Below are 22,030 nucleotides of genomic sequence, written 5' to 3'. Positions count from 1 at the left end.
TTGAAAGCAATTTACAACAATTCGCCTTTGGGATGACTGTCTCCTCAGTTGTAACTAATCACAAAGTTACGGAAAATTGAAAGCAATTTACAACCATCAGCATCTATTGTAATGATTGGCATTTGTTGTAACTAATCACAAAGTTACGGAAAATTGAAAGCAATTTACAACTGTTTCTGACATCTCAATTGCTCCTATCGGTTGTAACTAATCACAAAGTTACGGAAAATTGAAAGCAATTTACAACTATGCGATTAGCTGTTGCTACTGATACCCCGTTGTAACTAATCACAAAGTTACGGAAAATTGAAAGCAATTTACAACGAGAGAACCCAAATACACAGAATCCGAAGCGTTGTAACTAATCACAAAGTTACGGAAAATTGAAAGCAATTTACAACAGGCGAATCCATTGCGACTACGTCCGCAGCAGTTGTAACTAATCACAAAGTTACGGAAAATTGAAAGCAATTTACAACCTTTGGCGGAATCGAATCACCCTGTTCAGGGTTGTAACTAATCACAAAGTTACGGAAAATTGAAAGCAATTTACAACCTTGTTTGGCTTGTAGTTTTGCTTGTTTTTGTTGTAACTAATCACAAAGTTACGGAAAATTGAAAGCAATTTACAACATGGAAACCATCTTAGAAAACTTTGAAAAAGTTGTAACTAATCACAAAGTTACGGAAAATTGAAAGCAATTTACAACTTTTTGCCTATAACATCAAATAAACAGATAGTTGTAACTAATCACAAAGTTACGGAAAATTGAAAGCAATTTACAACGGGCAGAGGATGCGTTTTTCTCCTTTAAACGTTGTAACTAATCACAAAGTTACGGAAAATTGAAAGCAATTTACAACCTGTACACAGGGGTTTGCTGTGGAGCTTGGGTTGTAACTAATCACAAAGTTACGGAAAATTGAAAGCAATTTACAACTTTGTTCTGCCAACTTCCTTTAAAATCGCTGTTGTAACTAATCACAAAGTTACGGAAAATTGAAAGCAATTTACAACTACGACAATCAATATGCTCAAATGCTGAAAGTTGTAACTAATCACAAAGTTACGGAAAATTGAAAGCAATTTACAACGTTAGGCATTTGATGTAACACATCTTGTCCGTTGTAACTAATCACAAAGTTACGGAAAATTGAAAGCAATTTACAACTGTTCTGACCGCCCATTCTGTACGCTACATGTTGTAACTAATCACAAAGTTACAGATTTTGAAAGGATTTTACAACTTGACAGAACCTTTGTCAGTCGATTAATAGGTTGTAACTAATCACAAAGTTACAGATTTTGAAAGGATTTTACAACGAATATCAATTTGTTCTTTGTAGAGAAATTGTTGTAACTAATCACAAAGTTACAGATTTTGAAAGGATTTTACAACTATAAATTAGTATTTGTCATTTTTTATTTTGTTGTAACTAATCACAAAGTTACAGATTTTGAAAGGATTTTACAACTAACATTCCTAAATGTTCTGCTCATTTTTAGTTGTAACTAATCACAAAGTTACAGATTTTGAAAGGATTTTACAACGAGATATAGATCTTCCTGTAATGAATCCTCGTTGTAACTAATCACAAAGTTACAGATTTTGAAAGGATTTTACAACAGATGCAGGGCTGAAAAAGTAACTTTAAAAGTTGTAACTAATCACAAAGTTACAGATTTTGAAAGGATTTTACAACGACTTTACCTCCGCAGTCAAGTAATGAAATGTTGTAACTAATCACAAAGTTACAGATTTTGAAAGGATTTTACAACAGGCTTCATCTTGGGCTAAAAAATTGTTTAGTTGTAACTAATCACAAAGTTACAGATTTTGAAAGGATTTTACAACTGCTGGTGTAACATACAAAATACGACCTGTGTTGTAACTAATCACAAAGTTACAGATTTTGAAAGGATTTTACAACGAGATTGAGCCCCCCATCAGGTTCTACACTGTTGTAACTAATCACAAAGTTACAGATTTTGAAAGGATTTTACAACAGAGTTTATAAGGTAACAGATAAGATTTATGTTGTAACTAATCACAAAGTTACAGATTTTGAAAGGATTTTACAACGTCGCCAATGACCTATCTGGGAGCGATATAGTTGTAACTAATCACAAAGTTACAGATTTTGAAAGGATTTTACAACACACTCCACACCTGTACTGGAAGTAAAGCTGTTGTAACTAATCACAAAGTTACAGATTTTGAAAGGATTTTACAACCCGATTGTCTGCATAGGATTGAAGTGTTCTGTTGTAACTAATCACAAAGTTACAGATTTTGAAAGGATTTTACAACGAAGAATCCCCTAATGTTCTGCCGTTATTTGTTGTAACTAATCACAAAGTTACAGATTTTGAAAGGATTTTACAACCGCTAAGTTGCGTTGTGCTGTAAAGTTCGCGTTGTAACTAATCACAAAGTTACAGATTTTGAAAGGATTTTACAACCCTGAAGCAGTTGATATCGCGTAATAAAAAGTTGTAACTAATCACAAAGTTACAGATTTTGAAAGGATTTTACAACTGCTAAGGCAAATTCTACTAAGTTTATCCTGTTGTAACTAATCACAAAGTTACAGATTTTGAAAGGATTTTACAACATTCCTGTTATCGTTTAGTTGCAATACATGGTTGTAACTAATCACAAAGTTACAGATTTTGAAAGGATTTTACAACCATTATATCTCTCAAATCATTTTCCCCGATGTTGTAACTAATCACAAAGTTACAGATTTTGAAAGGATTTTACAACTTACATTTGTTTTCATAATGGAAAGGATTTGTTGTAACTAATCACAAAGTTACAGATTTTGAAAGGATTTTACAACGGAATATGAGCATAACCCAACGCAGGAGCTGTTGTAACTAATCACAAAGTTACAGATTTTGAAAGGATTTTACAACCCTTCGGCTCGGGCATCGAGCGGCTGGCGAGTTGTAACTAATCACAAAGTTACAGATTTTGAAAGGATTTTACAACAGGCTAAAAAGTGAAAACGAATTGCTACGAGTTGTAACTAATCACAAAGTTACAGATTTTGAAAGGATTTTACAACTTTCTTGTCGTGGACGAGAGTATCAAAATCGTTGTAACTAATCACAAAGTTACAGATTTTGAAAGGATTTTACAACATTCTTCCATTGAGCGGATATATTTCACGAGTTGTAACTAATCACAAAGTTACAGATTTTGAAAGGATTTTACAACAAAGGAGGAACATTCAAGCGTTCAGCTTATGTTGTAACTAATCACAAAGTTACAGATTTTGAAAGGATTTTACAACTTTGATGTGATAATCTACTATTTTTTGACTGTTGTAACTAATCACAAAGTTACGGAAAATTGAAAGCAATTTGCAACTAGGCAGTAAGCTATACGCCTAATGCCAATGTTGTAACTAATCACAAAGTTACGGAAAATTGAAAGCAATTTGCAACGAAAGAGAAAGTTTAATAGAGATGTGTGATGTTGTAACTAATCACAAAGTTACGGAAAATTGAAAGCAATTTACAACAAATACAAACAGAAAAAACGAAATAGAAGAGTTGTAACCAATCACAAAGTTACGGAAAATTGAAAGCAATTTACAACCACATCGCTATCTACGGCAATTTTCTCGCAGTTGTAACTAATCACAAAGTTACAGATTTTGAAAGGATTTTACAACACAGTCAAAAGCAATTTAGAAAGTTGTTTAGTTGTAACTAATCACAAAGTTACAGATTTTGAAAGGATTTTACAACCCAAAAAAGGCAGTACTTTAAAGTTTCCAAGTTGTAACTAATCACAAAGTTACAGATTTTGAAAGGATTTTACAACACGAAGTCTATAAAGTTCCGTTTCTATATCGTTGTAACTAATCACAAAGTTACAGATTTTGAAAGGATTTTACAACACGAAGTCTATAAAGTTCCGTTTCTATATCGTTGTAACTAATCACAAAGTTACGGAAAATTGAAAGCAATTTGCAACGATTTCTCGCATGTTATCCATGTTGATATTGTTGTAACTAATCATAAAGTTACAGACGATTTAATATGCCCGCTCTTTGTACGACTTCAAATAATGAAGGTTTAAAGTATCCATTACAAAAGATTTCAAGCAGTAAATTATGTCCTCGTCCTTTTTCTGACGTAAGATGTCGAGAAAGATGATAAAAACCATCCTCTTGCTTTTCGTATTTGATTTTTTTTAGCCAAAATCCTGAACGTGTTATGTATAGCCAATCTTGAAATTGGAAAGGTGCATAGCGACAGTCCCAATCAGGAGGATAACCTTGAAGTAATGTTCTGTACTCTATGCTGGAAAGACGAAAGTCGATGCATTCTTCTGCTTCCCAATGCACACTATCGGGATTTGGGTATTGGACTCCGTAGATGATTATATTATCTTGCTTATTCATTTTATAAAGAATTAAGGTTTTTATTTTCAACGTGTTAACTTTCGTGTTTTGGAATTTAGAACTAAGGTTTTGTTCGTTTGCTATTGAACTTTAGAGAACTTGTTTGTGTAAATTTAGTTGAGCATCAAATGTTTTTATAGAAAGGAATTTACATAAACTTAGAGATTATTAATATAAGATATTAGTTCAATAGGTTTACGACTCACATTAAGTTTACAATTCCAAAAAAATCGCTGCGAATAACGGAAACTCCAGTATCTTTGACTAATTGGAATTGAATTTATTGTTGTTATCAAGGAAGGCTTATCAATCCATGCTACAAAAAAGGTTGTGTTTAAATATTGATCTGCCTGGAATTTATTATAGAGATATTCAGAATCATTATGTAGGTTGATGTCTTGGGTTTTTAGCCAGTTGTCGCGTTCTTTTGTTTTATGGGAAAAATAAATTTGCATATGAATATCACCTCGTAGTTGCTCTATGCTATCATTCCCTCTTTTAATAAGCTTTATGTCTCTTTTAGAAATAGTAGTAGCGAGGTTTTTGTCTGCGTCGGGGATAAGAGACGTTTTCAACTCTATATTTTTACCCTTTACCAAAAAATCAATATCTATATTTTCCCCATCTTCCAAATAATTCGTGGAGCTTAAAGTGATATCATTATTTGCAAACCATTTTGCAATCGCTAATTCTCCAATATATCCACGCAATTTGCAATCAAACTGAACATTTTTATGTCTGTATCTGAGATTGTTAATAAACTCGTGCTTTTTTGTTTTTTCAATACACAATATAACATCCTCTTTTGATATTTCTAACTTGATTATGTCTTCTATTGTGACCATATTCATTTTATTGGTATAAAATTCATTATTTTTGTCTTAAATTTCATGTAAATTGCAAATCTAAATGTACAAGAAAAGAAAGTACATTTTTTTTGAAAGTTACGCTCCACGTTAGCAAAGATATGCAAAAAATAAAGAACATAATCAAAAAATCCTTTTTGTTTGGTGCTTTCATTTTAAGTAATGCTACTGAGATGTAAACCTAATTAACTCGTTAATAATTTTTTAGCTTTTCCGTATTTTAAATACACTTTTATTTCATACCTTTGCTCCGAAGTTAAATGTTTATATTTCATCGTCTTAAGTAATTATTCGATAAAGGAACTACAACCAAGAGACACATTTCAAAATTATGTTAGATTTAAAAATTCCTCCTATCGTTGTTCTTTCTATTTTTTCGGGAGTAATTATCTCCATTCCTTTTGTTTTTCCTTTTTATGAAGTGAAATCCATTTGGTTATCTACTATTTTTATTATTTCGGGAATAGTAGTTGCACTGATGGGAGTTTGGGAATTTAGAAGATTAAAAACAACGGTTAATCCTACAACGCCTGAAAAAAGTAGTCGAATGGTTAGTACAGGAATTTATAGATTTAGTCGAAATCCGATGTACTTAGGAATGGCATTTGGATTGGTAGGATTGGTTTTTTATTTTGGAAATTGTCTTTCATGGTTTGGAGTTGCAGGGTTTGTAGCATACATTACCTATTTTCAGATTATTCCTGAGGAAGTGGTTTTAAAAAGAATCTTTGGCAAATCATACGAGGATTATTGTCAAAAAACAAGGCGTTGGTTTTAAAAAAAATAGATGAAATACCATAAAAAATATAGATTATCAAGAAATGGAATTAGCAAAAGAACTTGAATTTATACTAACCTTAGATAAACTCAAAAACGTACAGCGTCGCAATTATAATTTAGACGATACACGTAGAGAAAACTCGGCAGAACATTCATGGCAAGTGATGGTTTTGGCTCAAATAATGTATCCGTATGCCAAGAATAAGGAGCAAATCGACTTGTTTCGTGTTATGAAAATGCTTTCTATTCACGACATAGTAGAAATTGATGCTGGAGACACCTTTGTCTACGATGAAAAGGCGATGGTTGGAAAGTACGAACGTGAATTGGCATCAGCAAAGCGTATTTTTGGGATATTGGGAGAGCCTTTGAGTGCGGAATTTTTAGCTTTGTGGGAAGAATTCGAGTCAGGAGAATCTGCTGATGCAATTTTTGCTTCGGCAGTGGATAGAATTATACCTTTTATACTGAATGCCCACACTTCAGGTAAAAGTTGGAGGGAGGCCAAAGTGAGTGCCGAAAAGGTACGAAATATTGTAGGGGCAGCGGTGGAAAAAGGTTCCGAAGAGCTAACCGAATTATTTGAAATTCTATTACAACGAAGTATTGATACAGGAAAAATCGTACATATAAATAACGATTAGACTTAGTGAGATTCAAGTAAAACATTCAAAAAAAGATATATTATGAAAGTAACTTATTTAGGACATGCTTGTGTCAATATTGAGATTAACGGCAAGTTCTTCTTGGTTGACCCTTTTATTTCGGCCAATCCTTTAGCTAAACATATTGATATTTCCGATGTTAAAGCAGATTATATTCTACTTACACACGCACATCAGGATCATATTTTGGATGCCGAATTTATTGCTAAAAGAACGGGAGCAAAACTGATTACCAATCCAGAGATACTGGCTCACTACAGATCTTTAGGTTTGGACGGACACGAAATGAATATTGGAGGTTCATACCGATTTGAGAATGGAACTGTGAAAATAAAAATGACAAAAGCTGTACATTCGTCTTCGTTTTCTGACGGTAAGTATGGAGGAAATCCCGCAGGTTTTTTGATTAACTATGAAGGCTTAACAGTCTATATTTCAGGAGATACAGCACTACATTTGGATATGACCATTATTCCAAGCCAATATAAAGTAAATTTAGCGGTTCTTCCAATAGGGAATAATTATACAATGGGAGTCCGAGATGCTTTAACAGCGGCCAAATTCGTAGATGCTATCCATACCCTTGGAGTGCATTATGATACTTTTGATGTTATCAAAATCGATCGTCAAGCGTCAATAGATAAATTTGCAGCAGAAAATAGGAAATTACATTTGTTAAATATTGGGGAAAGCTTTGATGTAAAGGATTTTAGGTAATCTCTATGGATTAAAGTTTATGTACTTAAACACAAATTGTCTAACTATTGGAAGCAAAATATCTTTTGGTTCTGAAAATAACTTTTTTAGTTAAAAGTTTCATTTTTCAGACATAAACTTGTTTAGCTTCTGTAAAATATGTAAGAAACATTTTGAATACAAAAATTAGTAATTTAGCTTTAGTATTATCATTGATTATTAGTCAAATGGCTATATCGCAAGAGGTGAATCATCAACATCGTTTGGATACGATACTGCCTATTATTGAAAAGATTGAATACAACCGATATGGGAGTGCGTTATCGAAAATGTTTGAAATTGACGATAAAGATCAACAAGGTATTTTTAGACCATCGGAATATCGACCAATTTATTTGATACCTTTTCGTTGGACAGATAGAATGAATCGGCAACCACAAAATACCAATCCACTTAGGGGAAATCCGCCATATCGGGATTTTCAGAATGTAGAAACGAAATTTCAAGTAAGTTTGAAAACCAAAGTTTGGCAGGATTTTTTAGGTTCCAAAGGAGATATTTGGGTAGCTTTCACACAACAGGCATATTGGCAGGTTTATAATGGAGAATTGTCCCGTCCGTTTCGGGAATTAAATTACGAACCCGAGGTCATGTATTTAATTCCTTTGAACTTATCCGCGGGAGGCTTTAAATGGCGTTTGACGGGACTTTCTTTAAATCACCAGTCTAATGGAAAGGAACATCTCTATTCCCGAAGTTGGAATCGAATTATTTTAATGAATGCTTTCGAATGGGGAGATTTTATGTTTATAACCCGATTTTGGCGACGTATGAGTGAAAAGAAAAATGATAATGATAATCCCGATATAATTGATTATGTAGGAAGAGCTGAATTAAATGTGTTTTACATGGCTAAAAGACATCAAATTCTATTTTTAACACGTAACAATCTGAACTTCAAAAACAATAGAGGATTTGGCGAGTTGACTTATGTACATTCTGTTGGTAAAGGAGGATTACGACTTTTTGCTCAGGTATCCACAGGCTATGGAGATTCGCTCATCGAATATAACCACAAACAAAATACAATTGGGGTAGGTATCATGCTCTCCAGCTTTTAATAAAAAGTTAGGGTGAGATAAATTTATAATAAAAGAGGCAGTCTAATTTTAGACCGCCTCTTTCCATTTTTTCTATTTGGTTGGATTTTGAGTAAGTTTTCCTTTATATGAATTTATAGCCGTTTGTGGTATATAATACACTACTCTGTAATCATTAGCCGAAATATCTTCCATGGCACTATGAGGGCCTGGATAATGGCGAGTAAGAGATTTTCCATTTCTGAATACATCATAACTGCGTTCTGCTTGGAAAGCTAACTCCAGTTGTCGTTCTTTATCAATGCGTTCCGCTGCATTAGAAGCGTCCAAAGAAGCGTAACCACCTCCTATGATTGAACGTTCTCTGATGATATTCAAGTTCGTAAGAGCTTCTCCATAGCGTCCAAGTTTAGCTAGAGCCTCAGCTTTGTTCAAATAGATTTCTCCTAAACGAGAAATCACAGGAGAATGCAAGTGGCTGTCCTCTCCCTCGCGAGAGCATTTTACAATGTAAAACATCGGATAAGCACGATTTAATCTCATTAGGTTGTCAATGACTCCTTCATAAACATCTCCTTCATAACTGATAGTGTATATGCCTTGAGCAATGTTTACACCAGTAAGGGGGTAAGTTGTGTCTACATCCCCTGCTTTTATCGTGCAGGTTGGAACTCCTGAAGTTAATTCCAACTGGTTGCTTTCATAGTTGTAAGCAACCGGAGCTTGAATGTATCTATAACCTGTTTGTTTGCCGTTTTTATCCTTAAGTTTTGCGATAAAGCGGAATACTTTTTGGTGGTAGTTAACACCGTTTACGGTAACAGAAGGTTTGGTGTATTGAGGTTCAATAAAACTGGCTCTTGCATCAACGATGATGTTGTTACTCCAGTCATTACGTCCCGTTTCATTCAGTAAATCAATGTATTTGGCACTGGCATACATTTCTCCCCAGCCCATACCACCGATGTTAGCATACATACCACCAACACCATAATAGTGGTCGTAGCCTGAAAACTCTGAAGCTACCCTCTTAACTACGAATATGGATTCTTTATTACTTTCAGGGACAAAGGTGTTATACTTCATGAAGTTTTGTCTGTCAAGAAGTACATATTTATTAGAATTGATAACCTTGTCAGCATACTCAACAGCCAATTGAGCGTAATTGGTATTCGGTGCTTCATATGTGCCGGACATATAAAGATATATTCTTGATAAAAGAGCTTGAGCAGCCTCTCTTGAAGCATATGCATTGCCTCTATTACGGCTAATCAATTGCTCTGCTTTTAGCAAGTCTTTGATAGCTTGGTCATATGTTTCCTTAACAGTAGATCGGTCAGGCAGTGTTGTGTTTACCAAATCTTCAGGTGTACCATTAACGATAGGCACTCCCAAATTAGTTTCAGGTGATTGTGCATAGGGGCGTCCATATGCTCTACATAGATAGAAATACATCATCCCTCTAAGAAAGTAACATTCTCCTAATTTTGTTTTGGTTTCGTTAGAGGCTTTATCTTCAGGGAAAAGGTTGATGATATTGGATGTTTGAGCAATTACCTTGTATCCACTATCCCAAAATGATTGTAAGCGATAATTATTGGGAGTGCGGGAGTACGAGATGAATTCATAAAAAGCATCGGTCGAACTACCTCGAATCATCATGTTATCACCAGCATATTCACCACATCGATGCATAACGTCTGCCCAACCTTTCATCTGAGCGTAACATCCGTTAAGTAATCCGTCCAGAGAACCATCGGGGTCTGATGTTATTTTTTCTGCCGCCATTTGTCCGTGCGGAAATCTTTCTATATCGCAAGAGGATAAAAGAACGATGGAAATTGTTAAAATGTATACGATATTTTTCATGATTTCAAAAATTAAAAATTAGCGGTTATTCCAAAAATAAATTTACGTGTTGAAGGATACACCGAAGGCCCTGATGAATTTATGATAGCTCCGTTTCTTGTAGGAATTTCAGGATCAACACCTGAATAGTTCGTTATGGTGAACAAGTTTTCTCCTGAAATAGACAATCTCAGTTTAGGGAGTTTATATTCAGATAAATCCAAATTGTATCCTATTGATAATGAGCGAAGTTTCAAGTAACTGCCATCTTCCAAGAATCGAGAAGACACTTTGTTTGAATTACTTTTGTTTTCGTAGGTAGCTTTTGGGTGCGTTGCATCATCACCAGGTTTTTGCCAACGTGACCACCCGCTCATTAATTTCATTTGATTTCGGTCGGTATAAGCCCCATCAGAGTCATATTCAGTTCGTGAATAATTATATATTTTTCCGCCATAAGCAAATCCGAAATTAGCTCTGAGGTCGAAATTTTTATACGTGAAAGCCGTTCCGAAACCTCCAAAGAAGTCAGGGGTTGCTTTTCCGACATCCACTTGGTTGGCTTCGGAATATTTCTGGGTTACTTCACGTGTTACATTTCCATTGGCATCAGTTACGGACTTGTACCACAAAGGAGCTCCCGTTTCTTTGTCTACTCCCGCCCATTCTCGTATGTAGAAAGTATCGCTATCATACCCTGGTTTTAATATTTTGTTTGCAGAACCTGCTATTCCTGCTCCATCCGACACAATGATTTCTTTTCGGTCGCCATATAAGTTTTTGATTTCATTGGTATTTTTACCGAAGTTTAAATCGACTTCCCAGTGGATATCTTCATTTTTAATGATGGAAGCCCCTAAGGTAATTTCGATTCCTTTGTTCGATAGTTCACCAACATTACGCCAAACGCTGGTAACTCCCGTAACACCAGAAACGGGTACAGGATACAATAAATTACTGATGTCCTTATTGTAGTAATCTACTGTAAGTGAAAATCTGTCAAACAAAGTTGCATCAAAACCTAACCCTGTGGTATAGGTAGTTTCCCAAGTTAAGTCTTTATTTCCTTTTTGAGAAATTAATGCTCCCGAAATTTGGTTGTAACTAGCACCAGTAGAAACTGCATATAAATCATATTGTCCGTATAAAACATTAGGCTGGATACCAACAGAACCGTATGATGCTCTAAGTTTGAGATTATTAACCCATTCAGGAGTAAACCATTCTTCATTGTGAACGTTCCAACTACCACTCACGGAGAAGAAATTTCCATATCTGGCATTGGCTCCAAAATTAGAAGCCCCGTCACGGCGTAGAGAACCCTCCAATATGTATCGGCTGGCGTAATTATAAACAAATTTAGAGATAAGCGATTGTGTAGCAGATTCGGTTAAGCTACCTTTCGTGCTTTCAGGTTTGGTAACAACGTCCAATACTTCAAATCCAGGGATGAATCCAACCCCTTGTGCGGAGATAACTTTTCCCCAATAATCTTTATATTCATACACCAAAGTTGCGTCAATTGAGTGTTTATCAAAAGACTTATTGAAATTCAAAATCTGACTTGTGTATCGATTTATTGTATTACTTTGATATTCATACAAACGTCCTTTCACACTCTCTCCGGCAGAGGAACGAGGGTCGCTGTAAAAGTTTGAGTGATATGTAGACAATCGATAGTTATTAATTGAAGAGAATGAAAGCCAATCATAGAATCTGATAGTAAAATCCAAACCTCCCATTCCTTGGAAAGAAGTTCCTTTGCCATGATTCCATTGCAAATCATATAGATAGTTTGTTGAGTTGTTATTAAACCATCTGGAAGAGCGATGTGGAACGATGTTTCCTTCTTCATCGTACGGACTATCCCAAGGTAAGTTCGAATACATAGCTGTCACAGAATGCTGTTTATCATCTGTTTGTCTAAAGCTACCAGTAATGTTTGGTTTAATCGTCAACCATTTAACAGGAGTGTAATCCGTTTTTAATCGGAAGTCATATTTATCATAATCATAGCCTTTAACCGCTCCTTGTTCGCTGTAGAAACCTACAGAGAAATAGGAACGAAGCATGTCTGAACCACCACTGATTGAAGCCGTGTAGTCACGTACAAATCCCGCACGAGTTGCTTCTTCCCACCAGTCAAAATTGCTATTGCGAAGCTCTGGATTCCAACGAGGTGCACTTATGGTTGAAGCATTGGAAAATGATTGAAAGTAATCATATAGCTCAGCTCCATTCATCACCTGTAAATTTCCGTTGTTTAGAGAGGTAAGCCCTTGTTTAAGAGATATTTGTGTTTTTAATTCTCCTGCAACAGCCTTTTTGGTAGTAACGAGAATTACCCCATTAGCTCCTTGTGAACCATAAATGGCCGTGGAAGCAGCATCTTTTAAAATGGTCATCGTTTCGATGTCCGCAGGGTTTACAATGTTCGCACCTGTTCCCATAATAACGCCATCTACAACCCAGAGAGGGGCGGTACTTCCGTTGATGGTTGATTTTCCACGAATGATAATAGCTCCCGTTTCCCCTGGACGACCCGAACCTGGAGCGACGAACACTCCCGAAACCTTTCCGCTAATCATGTTCTCAATCGTAGGAGAAGTGATGTCGGTCAATTTTTCTTGTTTTAAGGTTTGCATAGCCCCTGTTAGGCTTTCTTTGCGTTGAGTTCCGTACCCTACAACAACCACATCTTCAAGTTGTTCGGCGTCTTCTCTAAGCAAAACATTGATAATCAGTGTTTTACCCCCCCCATAACTTTTTTAGTCTGTGATTGAAAACCCATAAATCCAAACTCAAGTTCATCACCTACTCGAGCCTCAATTTCGTAACTTCCATTCAAATCAGTCGCGGTTCCTTTAGTAGAACCTTTAATAATCACAGTCGCACCTGGTAGTGGACTATTACTCTCATCAGTAACTTTTCCTGTCACTTTTACTTGTGCCATTAGCGGTAAAGCTAAAAATGTCAGCATAAGTATGATTAATAATTTTTTTAGCATATGGTGTTAATTTTTATGATTACATGCGTCAAATTTATGAAAAAAAAGAAGAAGAAAACATGATTTCTGTCATATTTTTTACTTTTTTCTCCCACATTTATATTGATTTAAATAAAATTGTATTAAGAGCATTAATAAATATAGGTGTATTATTTAGCTTTATTTTTTATTTCTTAACTTTTTTAGTGCTGATAGAGCTTAAGTAAAGAAATTTAATAGAAGAATTAGTCTCTAATTTTTATTTTGTATTGAGAATCTGTAAAATAGGGTAGTATCTTTTTTTAAAATCGTTATAAATTAGGTTTTGTAAAGTTTTTTAGTTGTAGATTAACTGTTAAATACGTAAATTTGTATTCAATTTTAAAAAACTATAAACAAATAATTAACAGTTAATAATGGCAGCACTATTTAAAACATCTATTGCTCGAAAGGTGGCGATGGCTCTATCGGCACTTTTCCTGATTGTCTTTTTGGTGATACACTTGGCGGTGAACTTTACTTCGGTTTTTAGTGCCAGTTTGTTCAACGATTTATCACATTTTATGGGGACCAATCCCTTGGTTCAAGGCGTGATGCAACCCATTCTGATGTTGGGAGTTATTTTCCACTTCGTGATGGGTTTTGTTTTGGAAATCCAAAACCGCAAAGCCCGTGGAGCTAACGCTTATGCCCGTTACAACGGAGCGGCAAACTCCACTTGGATGTCACGTAATATGATTATCAGTGGTGCGTGTATCCTCCTATTTTTGTTATTTCACTTGAAAGATTTTTGGGTACACGAAATGACCGTGAAGTATGTAAACGGAGATATGTCAGGCTTGGCAGCCGACGGAGGTTTCCGCTACTATACTGACCTTATCGTAGCTATGAGTAATCCTATTCGCGTGGCGGTGTACGTGTTAAGTTTTGTTTTCTTGTACCTACACTTGATTCACGGATTCCAATCATCATTCCAATCAATGGGTTGGAAAGATGATAAACGCAAAAAATTCATCAGCAAATTAGGTAGCATCTATTCTTTGGTGATTTGTAGCGGATTTGTTTTCGTTGCTTTGTTCCATTATTTTAATCATTTATTAGGGAAATAACTATGAAGAAATTAGATTCAAAAATTCCAGAAGGTCCTATCGCGGAGAAGTGGACAAAACATAAAAATAAAATCAATTTGGTAAACCCTGCAAATAAACGTAATATTGATATTATTGTTGTAGGAACGGGGCTTGCAGGAGGTTCTGCTGCAGCTACATTGGCTGAATTAGGTTATAATGTTAAGGCGTTTGCTTATCAAGATTCGCCACGTCGAGCTCACTCCATTGCAGCACAAGGAGGTATCAACGCTGCGAAAAACTATATGGGTGACGGAGACTCTAACTACCGACTTTTTTATGATACGGTAAAAGGGGGGGACTTCCGTGCTCGCGAAGCTAACGTATACCGTTTGGCTGAGGTTTCAGGAAATATTATCGACCAGTGTGTGGCCCAAGGAGTTCCATTAGCTCGTGATTACGGCGGATTGTTGGACAACCGTTCGTTTGGAGGGACGCAAGTTTCCCGTACTTTCTATGCAAAGGGACAGACAGGACAACAGCTTTTGCTTGGAGCATATTCAGCAATGAACCGACAAATAGCTCGTGGAAAAATTGATATGTACAATCGCCATGAAATGTTGGATGTTGTGGTAGTTGACGGCAAGGCTCGTGGAATTATTGCTCGTGATTTGGTTACAGGTGAAGTAGAACGCCATTCAGCTCATGCTGTGGTAATTGCAACGGGAGGTTACGGAAACGTATATTTCCTTTCTACCAACGCCATGGGCTGTAACGGAACGGCAGCTTGGAAGACTCACAAAAGAGGAGCATTCTTCGCGAATCCTTGTTTTACGCAAATCCACCCAACTTGTATTCCACGTTCGGGAGATTATCAATCAAAATTGACATTGATGTCTGAATCGCTTCGTAACGACGGACGTATTTGGGTGCCTAAAAATATGGATGATGTGTATGCTATCCGTGAAGGACGTAAAAAACCAACTGAAATTGCAGAGCAAGACCGTGATTATTACTTGGAAAGACGTTATCCTGCTTTCGGAAACTTGGCTCCGCGTGATATCGCTTCACGTGCTGCTAAAGAGCGTTGCGATGCAGGTTACGGAGTGAATGCAACAGGCGAGGCTGTGTATTTGGACTTCTCTTCTGCTATTGAGCGTTACGGAAAGGAACAATGTAAAATCCACGGAATCGAAAATCCTTCCAAAGAAGAAATTATAAAACGGGGAGAAAAAATTATTGAGGCAAAATACGGAAACCTTTTCCAAATGTATGAAAAAATCGTTGATGAAAATCCGTATAAAACGCCAATGATGATTTACCCTGCAACACACTACACAATGGGTGGAATTTGGGTAGATTACAATTTAATGACTACAATTCCGGGTTGTTACTGTATTGGTGAAGCGAACTTCTCCGACCATGGGGCGAACCGATTGGGAGCTTCTGCTTTGATGCAAGGTTTGGCGGACGGATATTTTGTTCTTCCTTATACAATTGGCGATTATTTAGCAGCAGATATTCGTACAGGGAAAATCTCCACCGATTTGCCTGAATTTATTGAAGCAGAGCGTGTTGTAAAAGAGCGTTTGGCATTTTTCATCAATAATAAAGGAACGAATTCAGTAGATTATTACCACAAAAAACTTGGAAAAGTGATGTGGGATAAAGTAGGAATGGCACGTAACGCACAAGGGCTTAGAGAAGCTATTCAGGAAATTCGCGAAATTCGTGAAGACTTTTGGAAAAACGTAAAAGTTACTGGAGAACTTACAGGAATGAATACAGAGCTTGAAAAAGCAGGTCGTGTAGCTGATTTCTTGGAGCTTGGAGAGCTTTTTGCCAAAGATGCTTTGGAGCGAAACGAATCGTGCGGAGGACATTTCCGTGAAGAGTATCAAACTCCTGACGGTGAAGCACTTCGCGATGACGAAAATTATGCTTATGTAGCGGCTTGGGAATACACAGGGAACCCTAATGAGGTGAAATGTACCTACAATCCAAGCGAGGAAATTATGCATAAAGAAGAATTAGAGTTTAAAGATATAAAATTAGCACAACGTAGTTATAAATAGGAGAAAGAAGGAATAGAAAAATAGAAAGATTAGAAGAATATAAAGACTATAAGGAGATAGGTTTGTAACAATGTTAAATAAAGTTACGTCATATAAAGAATTAGTCGTTTGGCAAAAATCAATGGATTTAGTCAAGAGAGTATATGAAGTAACTCGCTTATTTCCTGAGGAAGAAAAATTTGGGTTAACAAGCCAAATTCGCCGAAGTGCAGTGTCGATACCATCCAATATAGCAGAAGGTTGGGGACGAGCCTCTTTGAGAAGTTGCTTAAACTTTTTAAGAATAGCACAAGGCTCTCTTTTTGAATTGGAAACTCAAATATATATAGCAAAAGGATTGGGTTTTTCATCGGACAGTCATATAGAAGAACTCATTTCTGAAATAGGAAAAATGATAGGTTCGATGATTTTCAAAATGAAATCCAGAGATAATATCCAAAGCGACCCAAAAAACTGAAAATTCTATATATCTAATCATTCTTACTTCCTAATCTCCCTAAATCCTAAGCACAATGAATTTAACATTAAAAATTTGGAGACAGAAGAACGCCAACGAAAAAGGTCGTATGGTAGAATATAAAGTAACCGATATTTCCGAGCATATGTCGTTCTTGGAGATGATGGATATACTTAATGAAAGTTTGGTAGCCAAAGGTGAAGAGCCTGTGGCGTTTGACCACGATTGTCGTGAGGGAATTTGTGGTATGTGTTCGCTTTTCATCAATGGAGAAGCTCACGGGCCTGACCGCGGAATTACTACATGTCAGTTGCATATGCGTATGTTCAACGACGGTGACACTATCACTATTGAGCCTTGGAGAGCAACCGCTTTCCCTGTAATCAAAGACTTGATTGTGGACAGAACTGCTTTCGAGCGTATCCAACAAGCAGGAGGATATATTTCAGTAAATACTTCGGGAAATACGCAAGATGCTAATGCGATTCCAATCCCGAAATTCGATGCTGACCGCTCAATGGATGCTGCTTCTTGTATTGGCTGTGGAGCTTGTGTGGCGACGTGTAAAAACTCATCAGCGATGTTGTTTGTAGCGGCAAAAGTGTCACAATTTGCATTGCTTCCACAGGGACGTGTAGAGGCTGCTGATCGTGTGATGAACATGGTACACCAAATGGATTTGGAAGGTTTCGGAAACTGTACCAACACAGGAGCTTGTGAGGTAGAATGTCCGAAAGGTATTTCTTTAGAAAATATCGCGCGTATGAACCGTGAGTATTTGAAAGCAAGTTGCCGATAGATAACCATTAGAATAAATCGGATGGGTAGAGAGCATAAAATATTCCCTATTACATATCAGGGGGATGTTTTATGCTTTTTTTGGATTGCTGTGAGAAATACTTAACATTCACTTAATATATGATTTCGTGAAAAGATGCATTTTTGTCGCATCAAACTAACTTTAATATTTAACACAAACAAAATGAAAAATTGGTTTTTAAATTTAGCCTTAATTTTATGTGCTACAATGACTTATGCTCAGGGAATAGTTACCGGTAAGGTCATTGATGGCGAGTTTAACGCACCGCTCTTGGGAGCTAATGTACTCATTCAAGGAACTACCAAAGGAGTATTTACCGATGCTGATGGAAAATTTTCATTGCAAGTGGACAGTGACAGTGGAGTTTTGGAAATCTCTTATTTAGGATTTGTTACAAGACAAGTACCTTTCAAATTGACAAGCGGTAAGGCTAATATCAATGTAACCTTACAATCCGACGCTGAGAGTTTGGGAGAGGTTGTTGTTACGGGAGGTACTATTATTGACGTAGTTAAGGATCGTCAAACACCAATTGCTGTTTCAACCATTCCAGCAGTAGTAATTCAGGAAAAGGTAGGAAATCAAGAATTTCCTGAAATTATGAAACATACACCTTCTGTACAAGTTGCTGGACAGGCTGGAGGTTATGGAGATGCTCGTGTGAACGTACGTGGCTTTACCCAAGATAATACAGCATACCTTCTTAATGGTCAGCCAATTAATGGTATGGAAGATGGCAAGGTATACTGGAGTAACTGGTCAGGGCTTTCTGATATAGCTAATGCTGTTCAAATTCAACGTGGATTGGGGTCTTCAAAATTAGCAATTTCTTCAGTAGGAGGTACCGTTAATATTGTAACTAAAGCCACAGATAAGAAAGAAGGTGGTTTAATAAGGGGTACCATTGCAAATGGAAATTATGTCAAGTCAACTGTGGGATATAGTACTGGTTTAACAGAAAAAGGATTTGGAGCGAGTATTTTGTTTTCTCATTGGCAGGGAGATGGTTACAATCACGGAACAAAGGGGCAAGGACAGACTTATTTTATTTCTTTAGGTTGGAAGATTAATGATAATCATTCGCTAAATCTTTTGGCAACAGGAGCTCCTCAATGGCACGACCAAAATTACACAAAAGCTATTTCAAGTTATCTTAAGTATGGACTTAAATACAATAATAATTGGGGATACAGAGATGGTCAATACTATTCAACTCGAAGAAATTTCTATCACAAACCTGTATTTAACTTGAATTGGGATTGGAATATTTCTGACAGAAGTTCATTATCAACTGTTTTGTATGCTTCGATAGGGCGAGGAGGAGGAACAGGACCTCTTGGAAGTACTTTAACAAATTCTGATACTGGACTTATTGATTTTGCAGAAATACAAAAACGTGATGCGGGAAAAGAAACTGCTACTTATGGAAATAAGGGGTTGGCAATGCGAGCTTCCTATAATAACCATTTTTGGTATGGAGGTGTAGCTAATTTTCAACATAATCTCTCTGATAAATTTACTTTGAATCTCGGGACAGATATCCGTAGATATGAAGGAGATCACTTTAGAGCAGTGACAGACCTTTTTGGGTTCACAAATTATGAAGATTCTACAAGAGGTCGTTTTTATGGAAAAAATGTTGTAAATAAGGCACATACAACAAATCCTTGGAAGGCAATGACACAAAAAGTGGAGGAAAGTCAGAGAATCGCTTGGGATTATTCTGAAACAATTACATACGGAGGACTTTTTGGACAAGCTGAATACAAAACGGAGCATATTTCAGCATATGTTCAGGGTTCTATATCAAGACAGCAGCATACAAGAACGGATAGATATCAATATGCTTCGGGTAATCAGGAGGCTTCAAAAGTGTATAACAACGGATTCAATGTTAAAGGAGGGGTAAACTGGAAAATAAATTTACAACATAACGTGTTTGCTAATGTTGGTTATTATTCTCGTCAGCCTTACCACGATAACGTCTACTTGAATTATAAAAACGATGTTAATCCGTTAGCTCAAAATGAAAAGATATTTGGGATAGAAGCTGGATATCAGTTCAATAGTGATATTTTTGATGCAAATCTTAACTTATATCGTACTTCTTGGAAAGATAGAGTTACTGCTAAGTCAACAACTGATGCTACTACAAACCTAACAACGTATACAACTAATTCAGGTTTAGGACAATTGCATCAGGGAGTAGAACTTGATTTTAGAATAAAACCATCCCAATTAATTCAGTTTAATGGTTTTGTTTCATATGGGAATTGGGAGTATCAAGATAACTCATTGACCAAAACGTATGATGATGATCTACAATTGATTAATGAAAAAGTAGAAGATGTTAAAGGAGGAAAAGTAGGTGACTCTCCTCAGTTTCAGGTAGGTATGGGATTTGTTTTAAATCCTATAGATAGATTGAAGTTTGATGTTGATTGGAAGTATAACGATAATCTATATGCGGATATTGTTTTGAAAGATAATTTAAAATTACCTTCTTATAATCTATTTGATGCGGGAATTTCGTATAGATTACCTTTGGTAAAAGATCAAAGTATTGCTTTCCGATTTAACGTAAATAACTTATTTGATACCACTTACATAGCTGAGGTAAGTTCAGACAGAGGTAAAATATATAGGGTAGATGGTAAAACCAAAGAGACCTATCAAGGATTGGATGTTCGGAATTTAGTTCGTTTCGGTTTCGGAAGAACTTGGAACTTTGGTATAACTTACAGATTTTAATTGTCAAATATAAATTAGTAAATAGGCTATCCGAAAGGTCGATTTTAAATAAAAGTGTGTTTTTAATATATTTATTATCAATAACTTATTTTTTAAAATCATTAAAATTAGACTTTTCGGGTGGTCTATTTGTGTAAATAGAATATTTATGAAAAAAATATACTTTCAAAGATTTATTTTTTTATTAATTTCATTACTTTTCATTGGATGTAACCCATCTAAGACAGGTGTCAGTAAGGTCGAGGAGAACTATGTGCTGTTTGTATCTTTCGATGGTTTTCGACACGATTATGCAGAAAAGTATAATCTTCCTAACTTCAAGAAATTAGCAAAAGAAGGAGCTACAACTCCAATGCTATTATCTTCATTTCCAAGTAAAACTTTTCCAAACCATTATTCTCTTATCACAGGTATGTATCCTGGTAATCATGGTATAGTAGATAACAAATTTTATGATCGTGGTCGTGATGCAGTTTATGCCATCGGTGATAGAGCTAAGGTACAAGATGCTCATTACTATCAAGGATATCCACTTTGGCAATGGCTACAGTCCAAAGGAATGAAAACAGCATCTTATTTTTGGGTTGGTTCAGAGGCTCCTATTCGAGGAGAATATCCAACCTATTACTATGATTATGACGGAAAAGTATCCAATGAAGCTCGGATTGATGAAGTAGCTCGTTGGTTTCAATTACCTAAAAATGAACGTCCTCGATTCGTCACACTTTACTTTTCATTGGTAGATACGGAAGGTCATAATTCTGGGCCAAACTCTCCAAAAATGCGAGAAACTGTACAGGAAGCTGATCGATTGTTAGGACTTATTATGCAAAAAGTTAAAGACATCAATCTGCCTATTTACACCATTGTGGTGTCTGACCACGGGATGATTGAAATGGATTCCTCCCAAGATATTTTTATAAATTTGGAAGAAGTCATCAAAGCAACTAAAGACAAGGCGAATATTATTAGCAACGGAATGCACGCTCAGGTTTATGTCAACAACCCTGCTGATAAAGCTGAGGTTTACAATCTTTTGAAAGCTGAGTTACCTGCAAAGGTCAAGATATACTACAGAGAACAAACTCCTGCTCACTGGCATTATTCAAAAAGTTCACAGATTGGAGATATTATTTTAGTGGTTGATGCTCCTAATTATATGATTCACAGAGCAAATCATCCGCTAACACGATTGAAAAATAAATGGGGAACACACGGTTATGACCCTTATGTAACGCCTGATATGGGCGGTATATTCTATGCTATAGGGCCTAAAATCAAGAAAGGTTACAAAGTTCATACCTTCGAAAATGTCAATGTATATCCATTAATAACCAGAATTTTAGGAGTAGATAATCCTGAAAATATTGATGGGAAACCAGAAGTTTTGGCTCCCATATTGAAGTAAGAATATTTTTTGTACCTTTGCCTTGCTCCTGACTTTGATGGGGTGAAACGAAGGTCGGAATTACATTTTTTTTGTAGCCTCGACTTATGTAC

At 36.1% G+C, this 22,030-nt stretch carries 15 protein-coding genes and 2 CRISPR repeat arrays (1 of these 17 only partly in view); of the genes, 10 read left to right on the top strand and 5 right to left on the bottom strand.

The genetic code is table 11. From position 1 onward, the window contains the following. A CRISPR array of direct repeats spans nt 1–18; the repeat unit is 47 nt; it reaches 2,031 nt to the left of the window's first position. Nucleotides 19–1,202: 1,184 nt separating this feature from the next. After that, nucleotides 1,203–3,760: a CRISPR direct-repeat array (repeat unit 46 nt; unit sequence GTTGTAACTAATCACAAAGTTACAGATTTTGAAAGGATTTTACAAC). A 278-nt stretch (nt 3,761–4,038) separates the two neighbouring features. Both CGC49_RS03170 and CGC49_RS03165 read right to left on the bottom strand, forming a co-directional pair. Further along, on the bottom strand, nt 4,039–4,419 hold the full coding sequence (locus tag CGC49_RS03170; protein ID WP_095911827.1) for a hypothetical protein: 381 nt from the start codon (nt 4,417–4,419) through the stop codon (nt 4,039–4,041). Between the two features lie 158 nt (nt 4,420–4,577). Further along, the gene (locus CGC49_RS03165; RefSeq protein WP_095911826.1) at nt 4,578–5,270 is read right to left on the bottom strand and encodes a hypothetical protein; all 693 of its coding nucleotides are present in this window, start codon (nt 5,268–5,270) and stop codon (nt 4,578–4,580) included. Between the two features lie 346 nt (nt 5,271–5,616). On the opposite strand from CGC49_RS03165, the gene CGC49_RS03160 reads away from it, so the two are divergent. From CGC49_RS03160 to CGC49_RS03145, 4 genes are all read left to right on the top strand, one after another. After that, nucleotides 5,617–6,063, top strand: coding sequence for an isoprenylcysteine carboxylmethyltransferase family protein (locus CGC49_RS03160; RefSeq protein ID WP_095911825.1), 447 nt, complete (start codon nt 5,617–5,619; stop codon nt 6,061–6,063). A 43-nt stretch (nt 6,064–6,106) separates the two neighbouring features. Further along, nucleotides 6,107–6,709, top strand: a complete 603-nt coding sequence (locus tag CGC49_RS03155) for an HD family hydrolase (RefSeq protein WP_042345088.1) — start codon at nt 6,107–6,109, stop codon at nt 6,707–6,709. Nucleotides 6,710–6,751: 42 nt separating this feature from the next. Next, nucleotides 6,752–7,447, top strand: a complete 696-nt coding sequence (locus tag CGC49_RS03150) for a metal-dependent hydrolase (RefSeq protein WP_095894431.1) — start codon at nt 6,752–6,754, stop codon at nt 7,445–7,447. 152 nt (nt 7,448–7,599) lie between these two features. Beyond that, nucleotides 7,600–8,547 (top strand): phospholipase A, encoded by a 948-nt coding sequence (locus CGC49_RS03145; RefSeq protein ID WP_232745194.1) that lies wholly within the window; start codon nt 7,600–7,602, stop codon nt 8,545–8,547. A 72-nt stretch (nt 8,548–8,619) separates the two neighbouring features. On the opposite strand, the gene CGC49_RS03140 is transcribed toward CGC49_RS03145, so the two are convergent. Genes CGC49_RS03140 through CGC49_RS11240 form a run of 3 tightly spaced genes read right to left on the bottom strand, consistent with a single transcriptional unit; the run spans nt 8,620 to nt 13,354 of the window. Then, the gene (locus CGC49_RS03140) at nt 8,620–10,395 is read right to left on the bottom strand and encodes a RagB/SusD family nutrient uptake outer membrane protein (protein ID WP_095911824.1); all 1,776 of its coding nucleotides are present in this window, start codon (nt 10,393–10,395) and stop codon (nt 8,620–8,622) included. 11 nt (nt 10,396–10,406) lie between these two features. Next, entirely contained in the window at nt 10,407–13,103 is a 2,697-nt protein-coding gene (locus CGC49_RS03135; RefSeq protein ID WP_198540636.1) for a SusC/RagA family TonB-linked outer membrane protein, read from the bottom strand. Between the two features lie 11 nt (nt 13,104–13,114). Continuing rightward, entirely contained in the window at nt 13,115–13,354 is a 240-nt protein-coding gene (locus tag CGC49_RS11240; protein ID WP_232745193.1) for a carboxypeptidase-like regulatory domain-containing protein, read from the bottom strand. A gap of 422 nt (nt 13,355–13,776) precedes the next feature. On the opposite strand from CGC49_RS11240, the gene CGC49_RS03125 reads away from it, so the two are divergent. The 6 genes from CGC49_RS03125 to CGC49_RS03100 all read left to right on the top strand — a co-directional run bounded on the left by CGC49_RS03125 (nt 13,777) and on the right by CGC49_RS03100 (nt 21,938). After that, on the top strand, nt 13,777–14,469 hold the full coding sequence (locus CGC49_RS03125; RefSeq protein ID WP_095911822.1) for a succinate dehydrogenase cytochrome b subunit: 693 nt from the start codon (nt 13,777–13,779) through the stop codon (nt 14,467–14,469). A gap of 2 nt (nt 14,470–14,471) precedes the next feature. Beyond that, nucleotides 14,472–16,502: a fumarate reductase/succinate dehydrogenase flavoprotein subunit gene (locus CGC49_RS03120; RefSeq protein ID WP_042009164.1), complete on the top strand. Its 2,031-nt coding sequence runs from the start codon at nt 14,472–14,474 to the stop codon at nt 16,500–16,502. Between the two features lie 70 nt (nt 16,503–16,572). Further along, entirely contained in the window at nt 16,573–16,959 is a 387-nt protein-coding gene (locus CGC49_RS03115; RefSeq protein ID WP_018279739.1) for a four helix bundle protein, read from the top strand. 55 nt (nt 16,960–17,014) lie between these two features. Further along, a complete protein-coding gene (locus tag CGC49_RS03110) occupies nt 17,015–17,758 on the top strand; it encodes a succinate dehydrogenase/fumarate reductase iron-sulfur subunit (RefSeq protein ID WP_042009162.1) in 744 nt (247 codons plus the stop codon). Between the two features lie 183 nt (nt 17,759–17,941). Then, nucleotides 17,942–20,530: a TonB-dependent receptor domain-containing protein gene (locus CGC49_RS03105; RefSeq protein ID WP_095911821.1), complete on the top strand. Its 2,589-nt coding sequence runs from the start codon at nt 17,942–17,944 to the stop codon at nt 20,528–20,530. Nucleotides 20,531–20,678: 148 nt separating this feature from the next. Then, entirely contained in the window at nt 20,679–21,938 is a 1,260-nt protein-coding gene (locus CGC49_RS03100; RefSeq protein ID WP_095911820.1) for an ectonucleotide pyrophosphatase/phosphodiesterase, read from the top strand. Nucleotides 21,939–22,030: the final 92 nt, after the last annotated feature.

It is taken from the genome of Capnocytophaga sp. H4358, assembly GCF_002302515.1.
In the GTDB taxonomy this organism is placed as follows: Bacteria; Bacteroidota; Bacteroidia; order Flavobacteriales; family Flavobacteriaceae; genus Capnocytophaga; species Capnocytophaga canis.
Note: the sequence above shows the minus strand (reverse complement) of the source record. Positions and strands in the feature narration are given on the sequence as shown.